The organism is Kribbella sp. NPDC043289 (assembly GCF_056436705.1).
Genome location: NZ_JBWKCB010000003.1, coordinates 587,781 through 605,828, shown reverse-complemented (window position 1 = coordinate 605,828; position 18,048 = coordinate 587,781). Strand labels below are relative to the sequence as shown.

Here is an 18,048-nt window from a genome sequence, read left to right as displayed (position 1 = left end):
TCGCTACTGGTCGTCCACGGCGGACGGGGGCCGCTTCGCTCTCGACGGACGGGTGATGTGCAGATGGATGCGCCAGCCCGCCCAGGCGAACAGGCCGACCGGAATCGGCAGCCAGAAGGAGAACAGCCGATACAGCAGCGTCCCGATGAGCGCGGTGTCCGCGCTGACTCCGATCAGGACCAGTAGCGCGGTGAGACCGGCGTCGACGAAGCCGAGGCCGCCTGGCGTGATCGGGATCATCGCGAGCGCCTGAGCGACGACGTACGCCAGCAGCACCATGGACGGGCGGGCATGCGCATGGAGCGCGGCGAGCGCCGCGACGAGGGCGGCGTAGTCGAACATCCGGTTCGCGGCCGCCGACAGGGCCGCACCCCACCAATGGCCTTCGAAGGCCGCGGCCACGCGATCTCGCTGTGCGACCAGAGCAGCGGCGCAGCTGTCGGCGGTCACGCTCCGCTTGAGCACGTGGACGACGCGGCCGATCCCACGACCGACCAGTACGACGAACCGTTCCCAGGTCAGCGCGGTGAGCCCGAGGCCGACGATGACGATCGCCATGATCAGCGAGACCAGGACACCGAGCTCCAGTTGCTTCGCCGGCGGCGGGCCGATCAGTACGGCGGGCACCGTGAGGACCGGCAACAGCAGCAGCACGCCGGTCGTGATCAGGCCCATCGCGGTCAAGGCGGAGGTGACGACTGCCGCCGGCTGTCCGGCCTGGATCAGGAGTTTGCCTTGCAGGACTCCGCCGGTGGCCGGGCCGCCGGGGACGACCTTGGCGGCGGCGTTCCCGGCCAGTTGCGCCGTCGCGATCGTGCCCCACCCCGCGGGTGCCGGTGGCGGATCCTCGCTCGCGGGATGTGGGGCCAGAGCCAGTTTGGCGAGCCACCACAACGCGGCGAAGCTCAACGTTTCCAGGACGACGAGGACGGCGAACCACCACAGATCCACGTCCGCGAGGCGCGGCCAGGCACCGAAGAGGGACAGGATGCTCGGCGCGACGATGTACAGACCGACACCGGTGATGGCCAGGCCGACAGCGCGGCCGCCCCAACGCCGCACCAATCCCCCGAATCCCCCGCCAGCGACGCGCATCTCTCACCTCGCCCAGTGCACCACCCGCCTCGCCACCATACCGCGACCGGCTGAGCTCAGAGGGTGCCCCGGGTGGATGTCCGGACGACCAGCTCCGGTGTGAAGGTGACGCGCTGGTGCTCGTGGTCGGGGTTCGACGACTCGTCCAGCAGGAGTTCCGCGGCGGTGCGACCGAGCAACTGGCGCGGCTGACGCACCGATGTCAGCGGTACGGCGGCTGCCTCGGCGAACTCGATGTCGTCGTACCCGACGATCGCGAGATCCTCCGGGACGCGTAGCCCGAGGCTCACGCACTGTTGCAGCAGTCCCAGCGCCAGCAGGTCGTTCGCGCAGAACGCGGCGGTCGGCCGGCGGTCCGCGGGGAGGCCGGCGAGTCGTTGCCCGGCGCCCCTACCTTCGGCGACCGTGAGCGCGCCGGTGGTGAGCTCGACGAGATCCGTGGCGGGCTTGCCGGCTGTCCGGAGCGCGCGCCGGGCGCCGTCGCGCCGGTCGATGACCTGGCCGATGGTGTTCGGCCCGCCGACGTACGCGATCCGCTGGTGGCCGAGCTCGAGCAGATGCGCGATCGCGAGCTCCCCGCCGAGTACGTCGTTGACCGCGACCGAGCAGTGCTCCGCGTCGTCGATGGCCCGGTCCACCACGACCACCGGCGTACCGCGGGAGGGCAGTTTGCGCAGGCGGGACGAGTTCTGGTCGATCGGCGTGATCAGGATGCCCTGGACGCGCTGCTGCTCGAGCAGATCCAGGTACGCCGCCTCGCGGTCCGCGTCCTCGCTGCTGTTGCAGAGGAACACCGAGAGTCCGGCCGCGCGAGCAGCCTCCTCGACACCCTTCGCGACGTCGGTGAAGAACGGGTTGCCGGCGTCGAGCATCAGGTAGGCGAGGATCCGGCTGGAACCGGCGCGCAACTGCCGGGCCGACTCGTTGCGCACGAAGCCGAGCGAGGCCATCGCCGCCTCGACCTTCGCCCGGGTCAGCGGACTGACCACCTCGGGCCGGTTCAGCACGTTCGAGACGGTGCCCAGGGAGACGCCGGCCGCGGCGGCGACCGCCTTCACGCCGGCCGCGTGCGGCTTCGGGGCCCGGCGCCGCCGGGTCCGTTCGGGCAGGGCTTCGGCATCGTCCACGGACCCGAGACCTCCCTGCGCACTTGAAACGTCTTAGCTGCCGAAGAATACCCGGTGTCCGGCGAATCTCCGCAGCGCCGGTCCGGGATCGGCCGCAAAAGCTGGTCAGCCTCTTGACGGCTCAGGGGGCTCGCACTTAGCGTCAGGGGACGTCGTTGAAACCTTTCATCGACTCCGCCCGCCCCAGGTAGAGGTGACGCAGTGAATCGTTATTGCTTCTGCCTGCAGGTTCGGCCCGACCGCCTCGACGAGTACGTCGACCGGCACCGTGACGTCTGGCCGGACATGCAGGCGGCGTTGCGCGACTCCGGCTGGCACAACTACTCGCTGTTCCTCCGCGCCGACGGCCTGCTGATCGGGTACGTCGAGTCCGCGGACCTGGAGGCGGCGCAGCAGGCGATGGCGGCGACCGAGGTGAACACCCGATGGCAGGCGCAGATGACGGACTTCTTCAGCGGAACCGACGGCCGGCCGCCGGACGAGTCGTTCCAGCTGCTGCCCGAGATCTTCCACCTGTCCGCACAAGCTTCCTGAAGGGGACTGACACCATGACGACCGAAGCCGTGAAGGCCGCCCTCAGCCGCCAGGAGATCGAGCTGCCCTCGTGGGCGTTCGGCAACTCGGGCACCCGGTTCAAGGTGTTCTCCCAGCCCGGCGTCCCGCGGTCGCCGGAGGAGAAGATCGCCGACGCGGCCGTGGTGCACAAGTACACCGGGGTGGCGCCGAGCGTCGCGCTGCACATCCCCTGGGACAAGGTGGACGACTACGCGGCGCTGTCGGCGTACGCGAAGGAGCAGGGTGTCCGGCTCGGGGCGATCAACAGCAACGTGTTCCAGGACGACGACTACAAGCTCGGCAGCGTCACGAACCCGGATCCCGCGGTACGCCGGAAGGCCACCGACCACCTGCTCGAATGCGTCGACATCATGGACGCGACCGGGTCCCGCGACCTGAAGCTGTGGTTCTCCGACGGCACGAACTACCCGGGCCAGGACGACATCCAGGACCGCCAGGACCGGCTCGCGACCGCGCTGAAGGAGGTCTACGACCGGCTCGCTGACGACCAGCGGATGCTGCTGGAGTACAAGCTGTTCGAGCCGGCCTTCTACACCACGGACGTGCCGGACTGGGGTACGTCGTACGCGCACTGTCTCGAACTGGGGCCGAAGGCAACGGTCTGTATCGACACCGGGCACCACGCGCCGGGGACCAACATCGAGTTCATCGTGGCGTTCCTGCTGCGCACCAAGAAGCTCGGCGCGTTCGACTTCAACAGCCGGTTCTACGCCGACGACGACCTGATGGTCGGGGCGGCGGACCCGTTCCAGTTGTTCCGGATCATGAACGAGATCGTCCGCGGCGACGCGCTCGACCCGGACGCCGGGATCGCGTTCATGCTCGACCAGTGCCACAACATCGAGGAGAAGATCCCCGCGATCATCCGCTCGGTGATGAACGTCCAGGAGGCCACCGCCAAGGCGCTGCTGGTGGACCGGGACGCGCTGCGGAAGGCGCAGCAGGAAGGCGACGTCCTCGGTGCGAACGCGGCGCTGATGGATGCCTACAACACCGACGTCCGGCCGCTGCTCGCGGAGCTGCGCGAGTCCCAGGGCATGGACGCCGACCCGATCGCCGCGTACAAGCGCAGCGGCTACTTCGACCAGATCACCAAGGACCGTGCCGACGGTCAGCAAGCCGGATGGGGAGCCTGAACAGAGATGACCGACACGTCAGCCGAGCTCGTTGCGCGTAGCAACCGACTGGGTGCCGATCCACGCAACACCAACTACGCCGGCGGCAACACGTCGGCCAAGGGCACCGAGACCGACCCGGTCACGCAGCAGCCCGTGGACCTGGTGTGGGTGAAGGGTTCCGGCGGCGACCTCGGCACCCTGACGGCCAAGGGCCTGGCGGTACTGCGTCTCGACCGGCTGAACGCCCTGGTCGACTCCTACCCGGGCGTCGACCGCGAGGACGAGATGGTCGCCGCGTTCGACTACTGCCTGCACGGCAAGGGCGGCGCGGCGCCGTCGATCGACACCGCGATGCACGGGCTGGTCGACGCCCCTCATGTCGACCACCTGCACCCGGACTCCGGGATCGCGCTGGCGACCGCGGCGGACGGCGAGAAGCTGACCGCGGAGTGCTTCGGCGACCGCGTCGTGTGGGTTCCGTGGCGGCGCCCCGGCTTCCAGCTCGGACTCGACATCGCGGCCGTCAAGCGCGAGAACCCGCAGGCGATCGGCTGCATCCTCGGCGGCCACGGCATCACCGCGTGGGGCGACACGTCCGAGGAGTGCGAGGCGAACTCCCTCGACATCATCCGTACGGCGGAACGCTTCCTCGCCGAGCGTGGTGTCGCGGAGCCGTTCGGTGCCGTGGTGGCCGGCTTCGAACCGCTCGACCCGACGGAACGCCGCCTGAAGGCCGCTGCGCTGGCGCCGGTCATCCGCGGGCTGGCGTCGACCGACAAGCCGCAGGTGGGCCACTTCAACGACTCCGACGTCGTGCTCGAGTTCACCGCCCGGGAGAAGCTGGCCGAGTTGGCCGCGCTCGGCACGTCCTGCCCGGACCATTTCCTGCGCACCAAGGTCCGCCCGCTGGTCCTGGACCTTCCGGCCGCCGCGTCGATCGAGGACTCAGTCGCTCGGCTGAAGGAACTGCACGCCGCCTATCGCGAGGAGTATGCGGCGTACTACAACCGGCACGCCGAGGCGGACAGCCCGGCGATGCGGGGTGCGGATCCGGCGATCGTGCTCGTCCCGGGCGTCGGGATGTTCAGCTTCGGCAAGGACAAGCAGACCGCGCGGGTGGCCGGCGAGTTCTACGTGAACGCGATCAACGTGATGCGCGGAGCCGAGGCGGTCTCGACGTACGCGCCGATCGACGAGCGGGAGAAGTTCCGGATCGAGTACTGGGCGCTCGAAGAGGCGAAGCTGCAGCGGATGCCGAAGCCGAAGCCGCTGGCCACCCGGGTCGCGTTCGTGACCGGTGGTGGGTCGGGTATCGGCAAGGCGATCGCGCAGCGGCTCGCGGCCGAGGGCGCGTGTGTCGTGGTCGCGGACCTGGACCAGGCGGCGGCCGAAGCGGTCGCCAAGGAGATCGGCTCGTCCGACGTGGCGGTCGCGGTCGGCGCGGACGTGTCGTCGGCGGACGCCGTCGAGGCGGCGCTGCGCGAGGCCGTGCTGGCGTTCGGCGGTGTCGACCTGATCGTCAACAACGCCGGGCTGTCGATCTCGAAGTCGTTGCTCGACACAACGGACCGCGACTGGGACCTGCAGCACGACGTGATGGCGAAGGGCTCGTTCCTGGTCTCGCGGGCGGCCGCGCGGATCCTGATCGACCAGGAGATGGGCGGCGACATCGTCTACATCTCCAGCAAGAACGCGGTCTTCGCGGGCCCGAACAACGTCGCGTACGGCGCCGCGAAGGCGGACCAGGCGCACCAGGTCCGGCTGCTCGCGGCCGAGCTCGGCGAGCACGGGATCCGGGTCAACGGCGTGAACCCCGACGGCGTCGTCCGTGGCTCCGGCATCTTCGCCGGTGGCTGGGGAGCGAAGCGGGCCGCGGTGTACGGCGTACCGGAGGAGGAGCTGGGTGCGTACTACGCGCGGCGGACGCTGCTGAAGCGCGAGGTGCTGCCGGAGAACGTCGCGGCCGCGGTGTTCGCGTTGACCGGTGGCGACCTCACCCACACGACCGGTCTGCACGTGCCTGTCGACGCCGGCGTGGCTGCCGCGTTCCTGCGGTAGGAGCGCGGCCGTGAAGCGGGTTGCCGCGGTGGACCTGGGTGCGTCGAGCGGGCGGGTGATGCTCGGCGAGGTAGGTCCGCACGTCCTCGAGTTGCGCGAGCTCAACCGGTTCTGGAACGGGCCGGTCCGGGTGCGTGGGACGCTGCACTGGGACGTCCTGCACCTGTACCGCTCGATCCTCGAAGGACTGCAGCTGGCCGGCTCGATCGACAGCCTCGGGATCGATTCCTGGGCTGTCGACTACGGACTGCTCGACGCGTCGGGCGGCCTGCTGGGCAACCCCGTGCACTACCGCGACTCCCGCACCGACGGCGTGATGGACCAGGTCCTGCAGAAGATCCCCGCAGCGGACCTGTACGCCGCGACGGGCCTGCAGCAACTCCCGTTCAACACCATCTACCAGCTCGCTACCGAGACGCTGGACTCTGAAGACAGCCTGTTGATGATCCCCGACCTCCTCAGCTACTGGATGACCGGAGAGATCGGCGTCGAGCGCACCAACGCCTCAACCACCCAGCTGTACGACGTTCGCTCGCGGGACTGGAGTGACGACCTGATTTCGCGGATGGGATTGCCGCGCCGACTGTTCCCGGAACTGCGGGAGCCCGGTGATGTCGTCGGCACTGTGCTCCCCGACGAGACCGGGTTGGCGCCGGAGATCTCGGTCATCGCGGTCGGATCGCATGACACGGCATCTGCCGTGGTCGCTGTGCCGGCAGAGGGGGAGCGGTTCGCGTACATCTCGTCCGGGACCTGGTCGCTCGTCGGGCTCGAGCTCGACGCGCCGGTGCTGACCGACGAGGCGCGGGCGGCGAACTTCACCAACGAAGGCGGCGTCGACGGACGGATCCGGTTCCTGCGGAACGTGATGGGGCTGTGGATCCTCCAGGAGTGCCAACGGGTCTGGGGCGACGACGACGTCACCGGTCTGTTGCGCGCCGCGGCCGAGGCGCCGCCGTTCGCGGTGCTGATCGACCCGGACGCTCCCGAATTCCTTGCTCCTGGCAACATGCCGGCCCGGATCGACGAGCACTGCCGAGCGACCGGGCAGGAGCCGCCGCGGTCCCGCGGTGCCGTGGTGCGGTGCATCCTGGAGAGTCTCGCGCTGGCGTACCGCCGTACCCTGCGGTCGGCGCAGACGCTCGCGGACCGCGTGGTCGACGTACTGCACGTGATCGGTGGTGGATCGCAGAACGAGCTGCTGTGTCAGCTCACCGCCGACGCCTGCGGCGTACCTGTCCTGGCCGGACCCGTCGAGGCGTCCGCGCTCGGCAACGTTCTCGTCCAAGCTCGCGCCCTCGGCGAGCCGTTCCCGGATCTGCGCGCGATGCGTGCCCTGGTCCGGTCCACACATTCTCTGCGGCGCTACGACCCGCAGGGCAAACCGGCCGACTGGGACGCCGCCGAGTCCCGGATGTTCGGAACAAGGTGATTCGCATGACCGTCCTCCCCCAGGAACTCCGACCGCTCGCCCGCCGGGTACCGCCGCGCGAGATCAGCCACGACGACCTGCAGCTGCTCCGGCTGCTCGCCACCGGCCTCCCGGTCGACGGCGTCGCCCGCCGCCTCGACCTGTCCGAACGCACCGTCCGTCGCCGGACCCGCCTGATCTGTGACCGGCTCGGCTTCAGCACCGCCATCGAAGCCATCGTCTGGGCGGCCCGCCGCGGGCTCGTCTGAGGCAGGCGTTGGCTGCGGGGCGCCGGAAGCACGGCGTTTAGCGGGCGACGGCCTCCGGGTACCGGACGTTCTGATCATCGAGCCGAGGAGGACCGATGAACGGAATGACCATCGTCTGGATCGTCGTCGCCCTGGCCGTGCTGGTCATCGTGGTCGCGCTGATCGCCGGCACGATGTCGCGCAGGTCGCGGGATCGCGCCGAGCGGGCGGCGTACGAGCACGAGCAGCAGGCCCGCGCGAGCGCCGCGCAGGCCGAGAAACAGCAAGCCGTCGCCGACGAGGTGGACGCCCGGGCCCGCAAGGCGCAGGCGATCGCCGACGAGCAGGCGGCCGAGGCGCGCCGGCTGACCTCCGGTGCGAGCGAACACCGCGAGGCTGCCGCGCAGTCGCGCGCGGAGTCCGAGGAACACCGCGACCGCGCGCAGAACCTGTGGCCGGACGACAGCCGCGAAGAGACCGCGGAATCGCCCGACCAGCCGCCGAACTGGGACGACGGCAGTCACCCGCACGACCCGCGGCACGCGCGGCAGTCGCGGGCTGACTAGATCAGGTACCTGAACTCGGGGGAGTTCGGGTTGATGCGCTCGATGTCCAGCGGCGTGGCGGCCATCCGGGCCAGCAGGCCCGGGAGGTCGTCGCGGCTGCTGATCTCCAGGCCGACCAGCGCGACACCGGTCTCGCGGTTGTTGCGCTTCACGTACTCGAAGAGCGTGATGTCGTCGTCCGGGCCGAGCGCGTCGTCGAGGAACGTGCGCAAGGCGCCGGGCTCCTGCGGGAACGTCACCAGGAAGTAGTGCTTGAGGCCTTCGTACACCAGCGATCGCTCGAGGATCTCGCCGTACCGGCTGACGTCGTTGTTGCCGCCGGAGAGCAGGCAGACGACGGTCTCGCCGGGGCGCACGTCGAGACCGTTGCCCAGGGCACTGGTCGACAAGGCGCCCGCGGGCTCCGCGATCAGCCCGTCGGTCTGGTAGAGCGCGAGCATCTCCGAGCAGACCAGCCCCTCGGGTACCGACATCAGCTCGACACCCGCCCGCCGTACCAGCGGAAGTGGCACTTCACCAACACGTCGTACGGCGGCGCCGTCCACGAAACTGTCGAGCTGCGGCAACGTCACCGGCTCACCGGCCGCCAGCGCGGCCGCCATACTCGCCGCGCCACCGGGCTCGACGCCGACGATCCGTACGCCGGGATGCCGCTCGGCGATCCACGTTGCAACCCCCGCAACGAGACCGCCACCACCAACAGGGACGACGAGTACGTCGGGCGCGTGCCCGAGCTGCTCCACCAACTCGACGGCCACCGTCCCCTGCCCGGCCACAGTGCGCGGATCGTCGAACGCGGGCACCATCGTCGCCCCGGTCGCCGCACTCTCCGCGAGTGCCGCGGCGGCCGCGTCGTCGTACGTGTCGCCGGTGACGATCACCGTGATCTGCTTGCCGCCGAGCGCCGCGATCCGGTCCCGCTTCTGCCGCGGCGTCGTACGTGGGACGTAGACCTTGCCCCGGACGCCGAGGATGTGGCACGAATACGCCAACCCCTGACCATGGTTGCCAGCACTCGCGCAGACGACACCGGCGGCCTTGGCCGCGTCGTCCAGCTGGGCGATCAGGTTGTACGCGCCGCGCAGCTTGTAGGAACGCCCGATCTGCAGATCTTCGCGCTTCAGCCAGACCTGTGCGCCGGTGCGCTCGGAGAGCCGGAGGTTGCGCTGCAACGGGGTCCGGACGGCGACGCCGTCCAGGCGCTTGATGGCGGCCTCGATCGCCGCGGCGTCGACCCCGTCAACGAGCTCCGGAGGGGTTGGTCGAGCGCCTGAACTGCTGCCCTGCATGACGTTCCTTCCCGTGCATTTGCACGATCTTCGCCGATTCGCTCGCTGCACAAGACGATTCGCGTCCAGAGTCCGGACCGGTGGATAGCTTTGCGTATCAGACTCTTGCACCATGCGTGAAAGGGTCCTTCACTGGGCAGTCTAGTTTTCATACGCTCACTCGGTGTAACGACCAGGGCCTTGGAAGAGATGAGCAGTTCAAAGCCGGTCTAGTGAGGACTGGAGGGCACAGATGGAACTGATTCCGTTCAGTCTGTGGGGAGACGCGTTGTGGTGTGGTCAGGAAGTCGTGCGGGAGGCCCCGCACGAGCAGGCGATCCGTAGCCTGTTCCCGGACCCCATCCCGGCGCGTGGCGCAGATCTGGACACCGAGGCGGACCTCGTCCCGGAACCGCACAACCGTTTCGACCCGCGGTCGATCGCCGTCCGGGTGCAGGGCAAGGTTGTCGGCTATCTGCCGAGGGACGACGCGCACCGGTACCACCCGGTGCTGTCAGGACTGGTGGAGCAAGGCCTGCGACCGCAGGTGCCGTGCCACTTGTGGGTGAGCGAATGGGAGCCGGCGGACTGGGACGGCAAGGGCACCCAGGGCACCGAGTTCCACGCGAACGTCGCGGTCGCCCTCGGGCAGCCGCACATGCTCGTCCCGGTGAATCTGCCCCCGCCAGGCAGTTTTCACCTGCTACCGCCCGGCAGCGGCATCGTCGTCCCGGGCAGCGAGGTGCATCCCGACGTCCTGGCGCCGTTCTTCCGCGCGGAGGGCGAGTGCTGGGCGTACGCCACCATGCACGCGATCGAGGAGGAGGACAGCATTCAGGACCGGCACCGGATCGTGGTCGAGATCCGGCTCGACGACGAACCCGTCGGCCGGCTCAGCCCGCGGCTGAGCGCCGAGTTCCTGCCGGCGATCCACTACCTGTCCGACATGCGTGCCGAGACCGCCGCCCGCGTCGCCGTGCGCGGCGACCGGATCGCATCGGAGGTGATCCTCTACGCGGCACGGAGTCACGACCTGCCGGCCACCTGGCCGGACGGCCTGGCCCGCTCCCCAGTCGCGTCCCCGCAATGGCACTACTGGGCCACCAAGGAAGCGAACTAAGGCGGCTGCGCAGTACTGACCATGCCTCACCAGGCCGGTACTGCGGAGCTACTTCGACGAGGACAGGCCGACCGTGTCGGCGCACGCGAGATCAGGCTTCGCGAGCGCCGGAGCGGTCGGCTTTCGTTGCATCCAGGCGGTGGTCCAGACGCGGGTCGCGCGCGCCCGTCGACGTACTGTCCGGTCGTCCGGAACCGCCGGCCGGCGCGCCGGCGGCTGAGGCGACGCCCGACGAGGCGGCGGCCTGCGCGGTGTGGACGTCGACGGCCGGCGACACCAGCGGCTGGCCGGTCGGCGCCGGCGGATGCGCCATCCGGTCCACGGCCACGATGCCGGCCTCGGCGATGTCGCCGCCGAGCCTGCGCGTCTCGTCCAGAGTCTGCTCGAACGGGCGTGACGGGAGCCCGGAGTGTCCGAAGAGGTCCCGGGTCGTGTTGTCGAGCATCCTGGCCTCGTTCTCCATCGCCAGTTGGATGCTGGAGATCGCGTTCTGGTGCTGCTCGGGCGGGATCATGGCCTGCGCCTGCGGCGACGACTCGAAGAGCATGGTCGCGGCGGTCCGGATCGGGGTGGTCTGCGGTCCTGCGCCGCCCGATTCCGACAGGATGTGCCGGGCGACGGCCGGGGCGCCGGGGCTGTTGCCGAGATGGTTGCCGAGGGCCTCGGTGAAGCCGACGGCCGCGACCTGCCGGACAGTGTCGCGGATGTCGGCGGGCTGGGGCTCGCCGGCCGCCCGCTGATCGAGAATCGCTCGGTCGGCGTCGGGGACCTTGCTGGACGCGATCATGTTGTCGACATCCTGCACGGCCACCTGCCTGGCCATTCCCCGGACCAGACCCACATGCCTGAACTCCCCGGCGTAGACGTCGGCCATGGCGTCGCAGACGGCGGATCGGAGCACAGCCGGGTCGGAGCCGTGGAAGCGGTTCGCGTCGTCGCGCAGCGGGCGCCCGGTGTAGTTCTGCACCATCCTGGACATCCGGTCCCACCACTGACCACGGGCGTCCGCCGCCTTCTGCTCGGCCGACCTGAACCCGAAGAGCCTTGCCACAACCATCTCCCTTACCTCCGCCGACCCTCTGGCGGGCGAACCTCGATCGTACGTCGGCCGGGGTTGACGTACTTTGGCCGTATGGCGAACGCAGCGGAGTGCCCGGTCTGTGGACAACAGGGAGTGCCGATCCTGTACGGCCTGCCCACGCAGGTCGCGCGCAACGCGGCCGCGGCCGGCAAGGTTCGCTTGTTCGGCTGTGTGATCCCGCCGGAGCCCGACCAGTGGATGTGTGCGGAGCAGCACACCTGGCGCGGCAACGACGACCAGGCCCTGACCGCCGCCATCGACGCCGCTCTCCAGGACGCCAGGTGATCCAAGGCCACGTGATCCGAGCTTGGTGATCCGCGGCCGGTGAAGGATAGGCGGATGAGGCAACGGTGGAACCACAACATCCACTACCACCCGCGAATCCTCCAGGCCGTCCCGCCCGGCGCCGAGCGAGCGCTCGACATCGGCTGCGGCGAGGGCATGCTCGCGCGCGGGCTGCGCCGCGTCGTCCCCGAGGTCACGGGAATCGACCTCGATACGCCGAGCCTCGAGTTGGCGCGGGGATTCGGAGACGACATCCAGTACGTCGAGGGTGACTTCCTGCAGTACCCATTGGAGCCCGCGTCGTACGACGTGGTCGCGTCGGTCGCGACGCTGCACCATGTCGACGCGCGCGAAGGGCTGCTGCGGATGGCTGAGTTGCTGCGTCCCGGTGGAGTCCTGGCAGTGGTCGGACTCGCGCGCGAGACGCTGCCGAAGGATCTTCCGTACGCGATCGCGGGCGTCGCCGTCAGCCAGGCGCACCGAGCGGTCAAGGGCAACTGGCAACATCCCTCGCCGATGGTGTGGCCGCCGCCGGTGACATATCCGGAGATGCGGTCGCTGGCGAGCGACGTGCTCCCGGGGTCGACGTACCGTCGCCATCTGATGTTCCGCTACTCGATCACCTGGAGGAAGTGAGATGGTCGAGGTCGTCGTCCCCGATGCGGAACTGCTCGCGCGCGCCGTCCGCACCTTCCAGAACGGCGACGCCGACGTCGACTACCTGGACGCCGCCGGCACGCTGATCTTCGTTGCCACCGTGGACGACCAGGTCGCCGGCTGGTGCTGGGGATACCGGCTGCCGCGCCCCGACGGCGCGTCGATGCTCTACCTGCACAACCTCGCGGTCGTCGAATCCTTGCGCAGCCAGGGCATTGGGCGCTCTCTGGTGACCGCGTTCATCGGTGCGGGCCGGTCGGCCGGCGCGACGAAGATGTTTCTCACCACCGGCGCCGACAACGTCCCGGCCCGCAGGCTGTACGACGCCTTGGGTGGCGGGCTCGCCACCCAAGGCGCAACCGTCAACTACTGGTTCCTGCTGTAGTCGTCGGCCGGATGTTCTGGTTGAGGTTGAACAGGTTGGTCGGGTCGTAGGTGTTCTTCACCGCGACCAGCCGGTCGTACGTCGCCTTCGGGTACGACGCCCGCACGATGTCCTCGTTGGTCTCACCCGTGAAGTTCACGTACGACGCCGCGTCCGGGCCGAGTGATCCGGCGGTGGAACGGGCCCACTGGACTGCCTCGTCGTACCCCTCGGCATCGGGTGTCCGGGCGACGACGTTCAGGATGAACTCGTGGTCCCGCGTGCCGAAGGCGGTGGCGTCCGCGGGAACCCGGCCCATCGCGCCGCCGAGATGGTGGACGTGCACCTCGGACACGCCGTTGGGCACCTGGGCGTGCGCCGCGACGAGGGCGTCGACGGTCGTCGGCCCGAGATCACCGAAGAACGCGGAGCGGAAGTAGTTCCGCATGCCGCGCGGGAACAGCGGGTCGAGCAGCGTCTGCATCGCGGTGTACGGCATCGGCCCGAACAGATCGGCCACCACCGGAGCGAGTTCGCGGAACGGCTTGGTCGCCGCGTCCCCGTCCTCGGTCCGCCCCGAGTACATCCCGAGGACGGCGACGATCGGCTTGCCGTGGATCTCCTCGGGGAGGAACGGCAACGGAGGCGCGGTGGTCAGGTTGATTGCCAGCGACAACTCGTCCGGTGCGGATCCCGCCGCCGCACCGAAACCACGCAGTACCTGGGCTGCTTGGTCGCCGGGGTAGAAGACCAGGCCGGCGTGGACCATCGGACCGACCTCGTGGGCGCGGAACTCGAAGGACGTGACCACTCCGAAGTTTCCGCCGCCGCCCCGCAGCGCCCACAGCAGTTCGGGGTTCTCGTCCTCGCTGGTGTGCAGGTACCGGCCGTCCGCGGTGACGATGTCTGCGCCGACGAGGTTGTCGCAGGCGAGGCCGGCACGCCGTACGAGCCAGCCGATCCCGCCGCCGAGCGTGAAGCCGGCGACCCCGGTGGTCGACACCAGACCGCCGGTGACCGCGAGCCCGAATGCCTGCGACTCGGCGTCGACGTCGCCCCAGGTGCACCCGCCCTGCGCCACGATCCGGCGTCGGTCGGGGTCGATCCGGACGGTGTTCATCGGCGACAGGTCGATCACCAGGCCGCCGTCGGTCGTCGAGAAGCCGGGGATGCTGTGCCCGCCGCCGCGGACCGCGAGCGCCAGTCCTTCACTGCGCGCGAACTCGACCGCGCGGATGACGTCGGCGGCCCCGTGGCACCGCACGATCAGCGCGGGCCGTTTGTCGTGCGCGGCGTTCCAGATCGACCGAGCTTCGTCGTACGACGGATCGGTCGGGCGGACCAGCTCGCCACGGAGACCCTCTGCGAACTCACCGAGCGTGGCCTCCCCGAGAGCGTCCTGTCGCGCTTGCGTCGTTGTCATATCCACTCCTAAGCGTCGAACCAGGTTTTTCCTGGACACCAACGACGCTAGGAACGCCGCCTTCGCGGTGGCTTAGCGTGACTTAGCGGGCCATCAACGCCGCCGTCCGGGGGATCCCGATCCGGCAGCCCAGCCTCGTGAACAGCTCGGCGGCAACCCGCCCGTGGTTATCGCGTGCCTGGGTGTCACCGTCGTCCGCGGCGAGTTCGGCGGCCATCAGCCGCCCCCACGCCTCGAGCCGCAGGTAGCCCTGCGGGCGGAAGGCCGCGACGGCCTGCTCCACGAGCGCCCGAGCGGTACGGCGTTCGCCCGCGAACAGCTCGACGACGACCAGGTCCAGCAGTGCGCCCGCGGCCCCGGGACGGTCGTCGACCGCGTCGCCGCGATCGACGGCGATCCTGGTGAGGCGCCGGCCCGATTCGAAATCACCCGCGGCGGCGGACAGCAGACCGAGGTTCGCGAGGGTCAGATTCTCGCCCCGGCGATCTCCCAGCTGTTCGCGCATCCGCAACGCCTCGCGGAGATGCTCCTCGGCCGGGTCGAACAGGCCCTGATCACGCTCGATGCAGCCCAGGTGGTTGAGCGCGTGCCCGAGCCCGGCGGCGTCGTCGACCGCGGCGAAGGCGTCGACGGACCGCCGTACGGCGTCGAGCGCGCCGCCCAGGTCACCGGCCAACCGATGGGCGTCCGCGAACGCGGACCAGGCGTAGCCGCGGCCGCGCAACGCACCGACCCGGCGGCCGAGCAGGAACGTCTCCTCGAACACCGGAACCATCGACCCGGCCACCGGAGCCAGCGGCAGACACATCGTGACGGCCGGGAAGAACGGCGCCACCGCCGCGTCGATCAGGCTCAGTCGCCGCAAGCATTCGGCGAAGCGTCCCTGCGCGAGTACGCCGTCTTCGCGGAACAGGGCAACCATCGCGGCGAGCCCTGCCGCGGTGGCGGCCACGGCCGCGGCACCCAAGGCGTCGGCCTCGTCGAGCGCATCCGCGGCGGTCCGTTCGATCTCGTTCAGGTCGCCGCTGCCGAGCAGGAGCGTGCCTCGCAGTACCCGGGCGGACACCAGGTCGACCGGTTCGCCGGACTGTTCGGCGACCGCGACCGCCCGGTCGCCGAGGCCGGGCAGTCGGTCGCTCAGGCCGCTCCGTGCGTCGAGGATCGCGAGGACGAAGATCGCCCGGGTCCGTTCGCGGGACGGTTCGACGGCCACCGCGAGAATGCGTTCGAGCCAATGGGCGCCCTCGGCGAAATGACCGCGCGCCAGCCAGTACTGCGACAGGCCGAGCCCGAGCAGCAAGGCCTGGTCGTGATCGTTGCGCAGGGCCCAGCCGAGCGCGGCCCGGAGGTTGTCGTGGTCGACGTCGAGCAGTTGCGGTCGTTCGACGACGCCGGCCCGCTCGGGGTCCTGGTCGAGCGCCAGTTCCAGGAAGTGCCGGCAGTGCGCGGCCGCGAGTTGCTCGAGCTCCCGCGCCGCGACGAGCCGCTCCCGGGCGAACTGCCGAATGGTCTCCAGGAGGCGGTAGCGGGAGCGCGGACCGTCGTGATCGACCTGCAGCAAGGACTTGTCGACCAACCGGCCGAGGTGATCCAGCACTTCCGCGGCGGGAATCCGCTCGTCCGCGCACACCTCCTCGGCCGACCGGAGCGCGAAGCTGCCGGCGAAGACCGCGAGCCGCCGAAGTACCACCTGCTCGTCGTCCGACAGCAACGCGTGACTCCACTCGAGCACGGCCCGCAACGTGGCGTGCCGGGTGATCTCGCCGTGCCGAGTGAGCAGCGGGAGGGCGTCACCGAGGCGTTCCGCGATCTCCGCCGGCTCCAGGTGGGACGCGCGGGCCGCAGCCAGTTCGAGCGCGAGCGGGATGCCGTCGAGGCACCGGCAGATCTCCACCACGGCCGCGGCATTGTCCGCGGTGAGGACGAATCCGGGGCGCACGTCGCGGGCCCGCTCGACGAAGAGCCGGACCGACGCGAAGGTCTCCAGCCGGACCGGATCCGCCGCGTCGTCGGGCTCCGGGAGTTCGAGCGAGGGCACCCGGAACGTCACTTCGCCCTGCGCGTGCAGGGGTTCCCGGCTGGTCGCGAGGATCGTGATGCCGGGACAGGTCCGCAGTACGGCGCCGGCGAGTTCGGAACACGCGGCGAGCAGGTGTTCGCAACTGTCGAGCACCAGCAGAAGGTTGCGGCGGGCAAGGCGGGTGGTCAGGATCCGCAACGAGTCCGAACCCGCGGCGGGATCGAGCCCGAGTGCCGCCGCGACGGTGTCCGCGACCAGCCGGGGATCCGCGACCGGCACCAGGTCCGCGATCCAGATCCCGTCCGTGTACGAGTCGAGCAGCCGGCGCGCCGCCTCCTCGGCGAGCCGCGTCTTGCCGGCACCACCCACGCCGGTGAGGGTGACCAGCCGGCCCCGCTCCAGCAGGCGATGCACGTCCGCGATCTCCCGCTCGCGACCGACGAAGCTCGTCAACGCCGGCGCAAGGTTGTGCCGCGGTACCGTCGACGGCTCCTCGACGCTGCCGGTCAGCAGATCGCGATAGAGCCGCTGCGTTTCCGGATCCGGATCGGTGCCGTACGTCGTCCGCAGTTCGCCACGCAGTCGCTCGTACTGCGCCAGCGCCTCGGACGACCGCCCCATCGCAGCCAGCCGGCGCATCAGGCTCCGAACGCCACGCTCGTGCAGCGGATCGATGCCGAGCGCCCGCTGCAGAGCGTCGTACGCCTCCACCTCGTGTCCATCCGCGGCAGCCGCGTCGGCGAACTCGACCAGCAGATCGCTGAAGCTCGCCCGCAACTCCTCCCGCGGCCGCGTTGCCCAGTCCTCGAACCGATCCTCCGGCAGCAGGTCACCGCCGTACGCACCCACCGCCGCGCGCAGCTCGGCGAGCCGGCCACTCGCCCGCGCGGCCACCGCCAGCCGCTCGAAGGTCCGTACGTCGACCTCGACCGGCTCACCGGCCCGCAGCACGACGAATTCGTCCCGCAACTCCAGCAGGCCGTCGTTCGGGGCGTCACCCGCAAGCACCCGGCGGGCGACGTGCAAGGCCTGATGCAGGTTGTTCACTGCCGAGGCAGGGGGCCGATCCGGCCACAACTCCTCGATCAGCAGGTCCCGGTGCAACCGCTGATCGGGAGCCAACGCCAGCATCTTGACCAGCGTCCGGGCCTTCCGCAGCCGCCAGGCGCGGCCGTCGACCGGCACGCCGCCGCGATCGATCCCGAATCCCCCGAGCAACTGAATGCGCACAACACCCTCCCCCGACGAGGGTAAACCGGGTCAGCGCGCGGAGGGACGTGTCGCGCACACCAGAGCGACGAGGGCCATCAGGCCGAACGGGATCGCCTGGATCTCCTGGAACGCGATGAGTTTGAACGCCGTGAAGTAAATCATCCACGTCGCGTAGAGGATGACGCCCGGACGGCCGAGGCGGTGGCCGCGCAGGAACGCTGCCACGGCGACCAAGCCGGTCAGGGTCAGGAACTCGTACGCGACGACGAAGCTCTTCGCGATGCCGTCCCAGCCTTCCAGGCCGGTGAAGTAGATCGCTCCGTAGCCGCCGACCAGCGCGATCAGCCCGAGCAGGACCGAGGCGGTGACGACGGCCGCGGACGGCCGCCGGCGAGTAGTGGATCGTGTGCTTGTCATGG

At 69.9% G+C, this 18,048-nt stretch carries 17 protein-coding genes; 10 read left to right on the top strand and 7 right to left on the bottom strand.

The window, feature by feature from the left end:
• Window positions 1-3: 3 nt before the first annotated feature.
• Window positions 4-1,095, bottom strand: coding sequence for a lysylphosphatidylglycerol synthase transmembrane domain-containing protein (locus tag AC0662_RS21220; RefSeq protein WP_452197446.1), 1,092 nt, complete (start codon window positions 1,093-1,095; stop codon window positions 4-6).
• Between the two features lie 56 nt (window positions 1,096-1,151).
• A complete protein-coding gene (locus AC0662_RS21215) occupies window positions 1,152-2,222 on the bottom strand; it encodes a LacI family DNA-binding transcriptional regulator (protein ID WP_452197448.1) in 1,071 nt (356 codons plus the stop codon).
• Between the two features lie 201 nt (window positions 2,223-2,423).
• Between AC0662_RS21215 and AC0662_RS21210 the strand changes: the two genes are divergently transcribed.
• The 6 genes from AC0662_RS21210 (at window position 2,424) to AC0662_RS21185 (ending at window position 8,199) form a co-directional block, all read left to right on the top strand.
• Window positions 2,424-2,756 carry an L-rhamnose mutarotase gene (locus AC0662_RS21210; RefSeq protein WP_452197449.1) on the top strand — a complete coding sequence of 111 codons (333 nt, stop codon included), beginning with the start codon at window positions 2,424-2,426 and terminating at the stop codon, window positions 2,754-2,756.
• Between the two features lie 14 nt (window positions 2,757-2,770).
• A complete protein-coding gene (gene rhaI, locus AC0662_RS21205) occupies window positions 2,771-3,934 on the top strand; it encodes an L-rhamnose isomerase (protein WP_452197451.1) in 1,164 nt (387 codons plus the stop codon).
• A 6-nt stretch (window positions 3,935-3,940) separates the two neighbouring features.
• Entirely contained in the window at window positions 3,941-5,974 is a 2,034-nt protein-coding gene (locus AC0662_RS21200; RefSeq protein ID WP_478302630.1) for a bifunctional aldolase/short-chain dehydrogenase, read from the top strand.
• Between the two features lie 10 nt (window positions 5,975-5,984).
• Entirely contained in the window at window positions 5,985-7,406 is a 1,422-nt protein-coding gene (locus tag AC0662_RS21195) for a rhamnulokinase (protein WP_478302628.1), read from the top strand.
• Between the two features lie 5 nt (window positions 7,407-7,411).
• The gene (locus AC0662_RS21190) at window positions 7,412-7,654 is read left to right on the top strand and encodes a helix-turn-helix domain-containing protein (protein ID WP_130386717.1); all 243 of its coding nucleotides are present in this window, start codon (window positions 7,412-7,414) and stop codon (window positions 7,652-7,654) included.
• A gap of 95 nt (window positions 7,655-7,749) precedes the next feature.
• On the top strand, window positions 7,750-8,199 hold the full coding sequence (locus AC0662_RS21185; protein ID WP_478302625.1) for a hypothetical protein: 450 nt from the start codon (window positions 7,750-7,752) through the stop codon (window positions 8,197-8,199).
• Here the strand turns inward: AC0662_RS21185 and ilvA are convergent.
• Complete coding sequence (gene ilvA / locus AC0662_RS21180) at window positions 8,196-9,488, bottom strand: threonine ammonia-lyase IlvA (RefSeq protein WP_452197458.1); 1,293 nt, start codon at window positions 9,486-9,488, stop codon at window positions 8,196-8,198. The genes AC0662_RS21185 and ilvA overlap by 4 nt on opposite strands.
• A 232-nt stretch (window positions 9,489-9,720) precedes the next feature.
• On the opposite strand from ilvA, the gene AC0662_RS21175 reads away from it, so the two are divergent.
• Complete coding sequence (locus AC0662_RS21175) at window positions 9,721-10,587, top strand: HIRAN domain-containing protein (RefSeq protein ID WP_478302623.1); 867 nt, start codon at window positions 9,721-9,723, stop codon at window positions 10,585-10,587.
• A gap of 91 nt (window positions 10,588-10,678) precedes the next feature.
• Here AC0662_RS21175 and AC0662_RS21170 read toward each other — a convergent pair whose 3' ends face one another.
• A complete protein-coding gene (locus tag AC0662_RS21170) occupies window positions 10,679-11,638 on the bottom strand; it encodes a hypothetical protein (protein ID WP_478302621.1) in 960 nt (319 codons plus the stop codon).
• A gap of 81 nt (window positions 11,639-11,719) precedes the next feature.
• Here AC0662_RS21170 and AC0662_RS21165 point away from each other — a divergent pair, with 81 nt between their 5' ends.
• The 3 genes from AC0662_RS21165 to AC0662_RS21155 are packed head-to-tail and all read left to right on the top strand — an operon-like array spanning window position 11,720 to window position 12,995.
• A complete protein-coding gene (locus tag AC0662_RS21165; protein WP_478302619.1) occupies window positions 11,720-11,953 on the top strand; it encodes a hypothetical protein in 234 nt (77 codons plus the stop codon).
• 54 nt (window positions 11,954-12,007) lie between these two features.
• Window positions 12,008-12,589: a class I SAM-dependent methyltransferase gene (locus AC0662_RS21160; RefSeq protein WP_452197465.1), complete on the top strand. Its 582-nt coding sequence runs from the start codon at window positions 12,008-12,010 to the stop codon at window positions 12,587-12,589.
• Between the two features lies 1 nt (window position 12,590).
• A complete protein-coding gene (locus tag AC0662_RS21155) occupies window positions 12,591-12,995 on the top strand; it encodes an N-acetyltransferase family protein (RefSeq protein ID WP_478302617.1) in 405 nt (134 codons plus the stop codon).
• Here the strand turns inward: AC0662_RS21155 and AC0662_RS21150 are convergent.
• The 3 genes from AC0662_RS21150 to AC0662_RS21140 form a co-directional block, all read right to left on the bottom strand.
• On the bottom strand, window positions 12,973-14,397 hold the full coding sequence (locus tag AC0662_RS21150) for an FAD-binding oxidoreductase (protein ID WP_452197469.1): 1,425 nt from the start codon (window positions 14,395-14,397) through the stop codon (window positions 12,973-12,975). The genes AC0662_RS21155 and AC0662_RS21150 overlap by 23 nt on opposite strands.
• 82 nt (window positions 14,398-14,479) lie before the next feature.
• On the bottom strand, window positions 14,480-17,647 hold the full coding sequence (locus AC0662_RS21145; protein ID WP_478302614.1) for a BTAD domain-containing putative transcriptional regulator: 3,168 nt from the start codon (window positions 17,645-17,647) through the stop codon (window positions 14,480-14,482).
• A 30-nt stretch (window positions 17,648-17,677) separates the two neighbouring features.
• The gene (locus AC0662_RS21140) at window positions 17,678-18,046 is read right to left on the bottom strand and encodes a hypothetical protein (protein ID WP_452197473.1); all 369 of its coding nucleotides are present in this window, start codon (window positions 18,044-18,046) and stop codon (window positions 17,678-17,680) included.
• Between the last annotated feature and the right edge of the window lie 2 nt (window positions 18,047-18,048).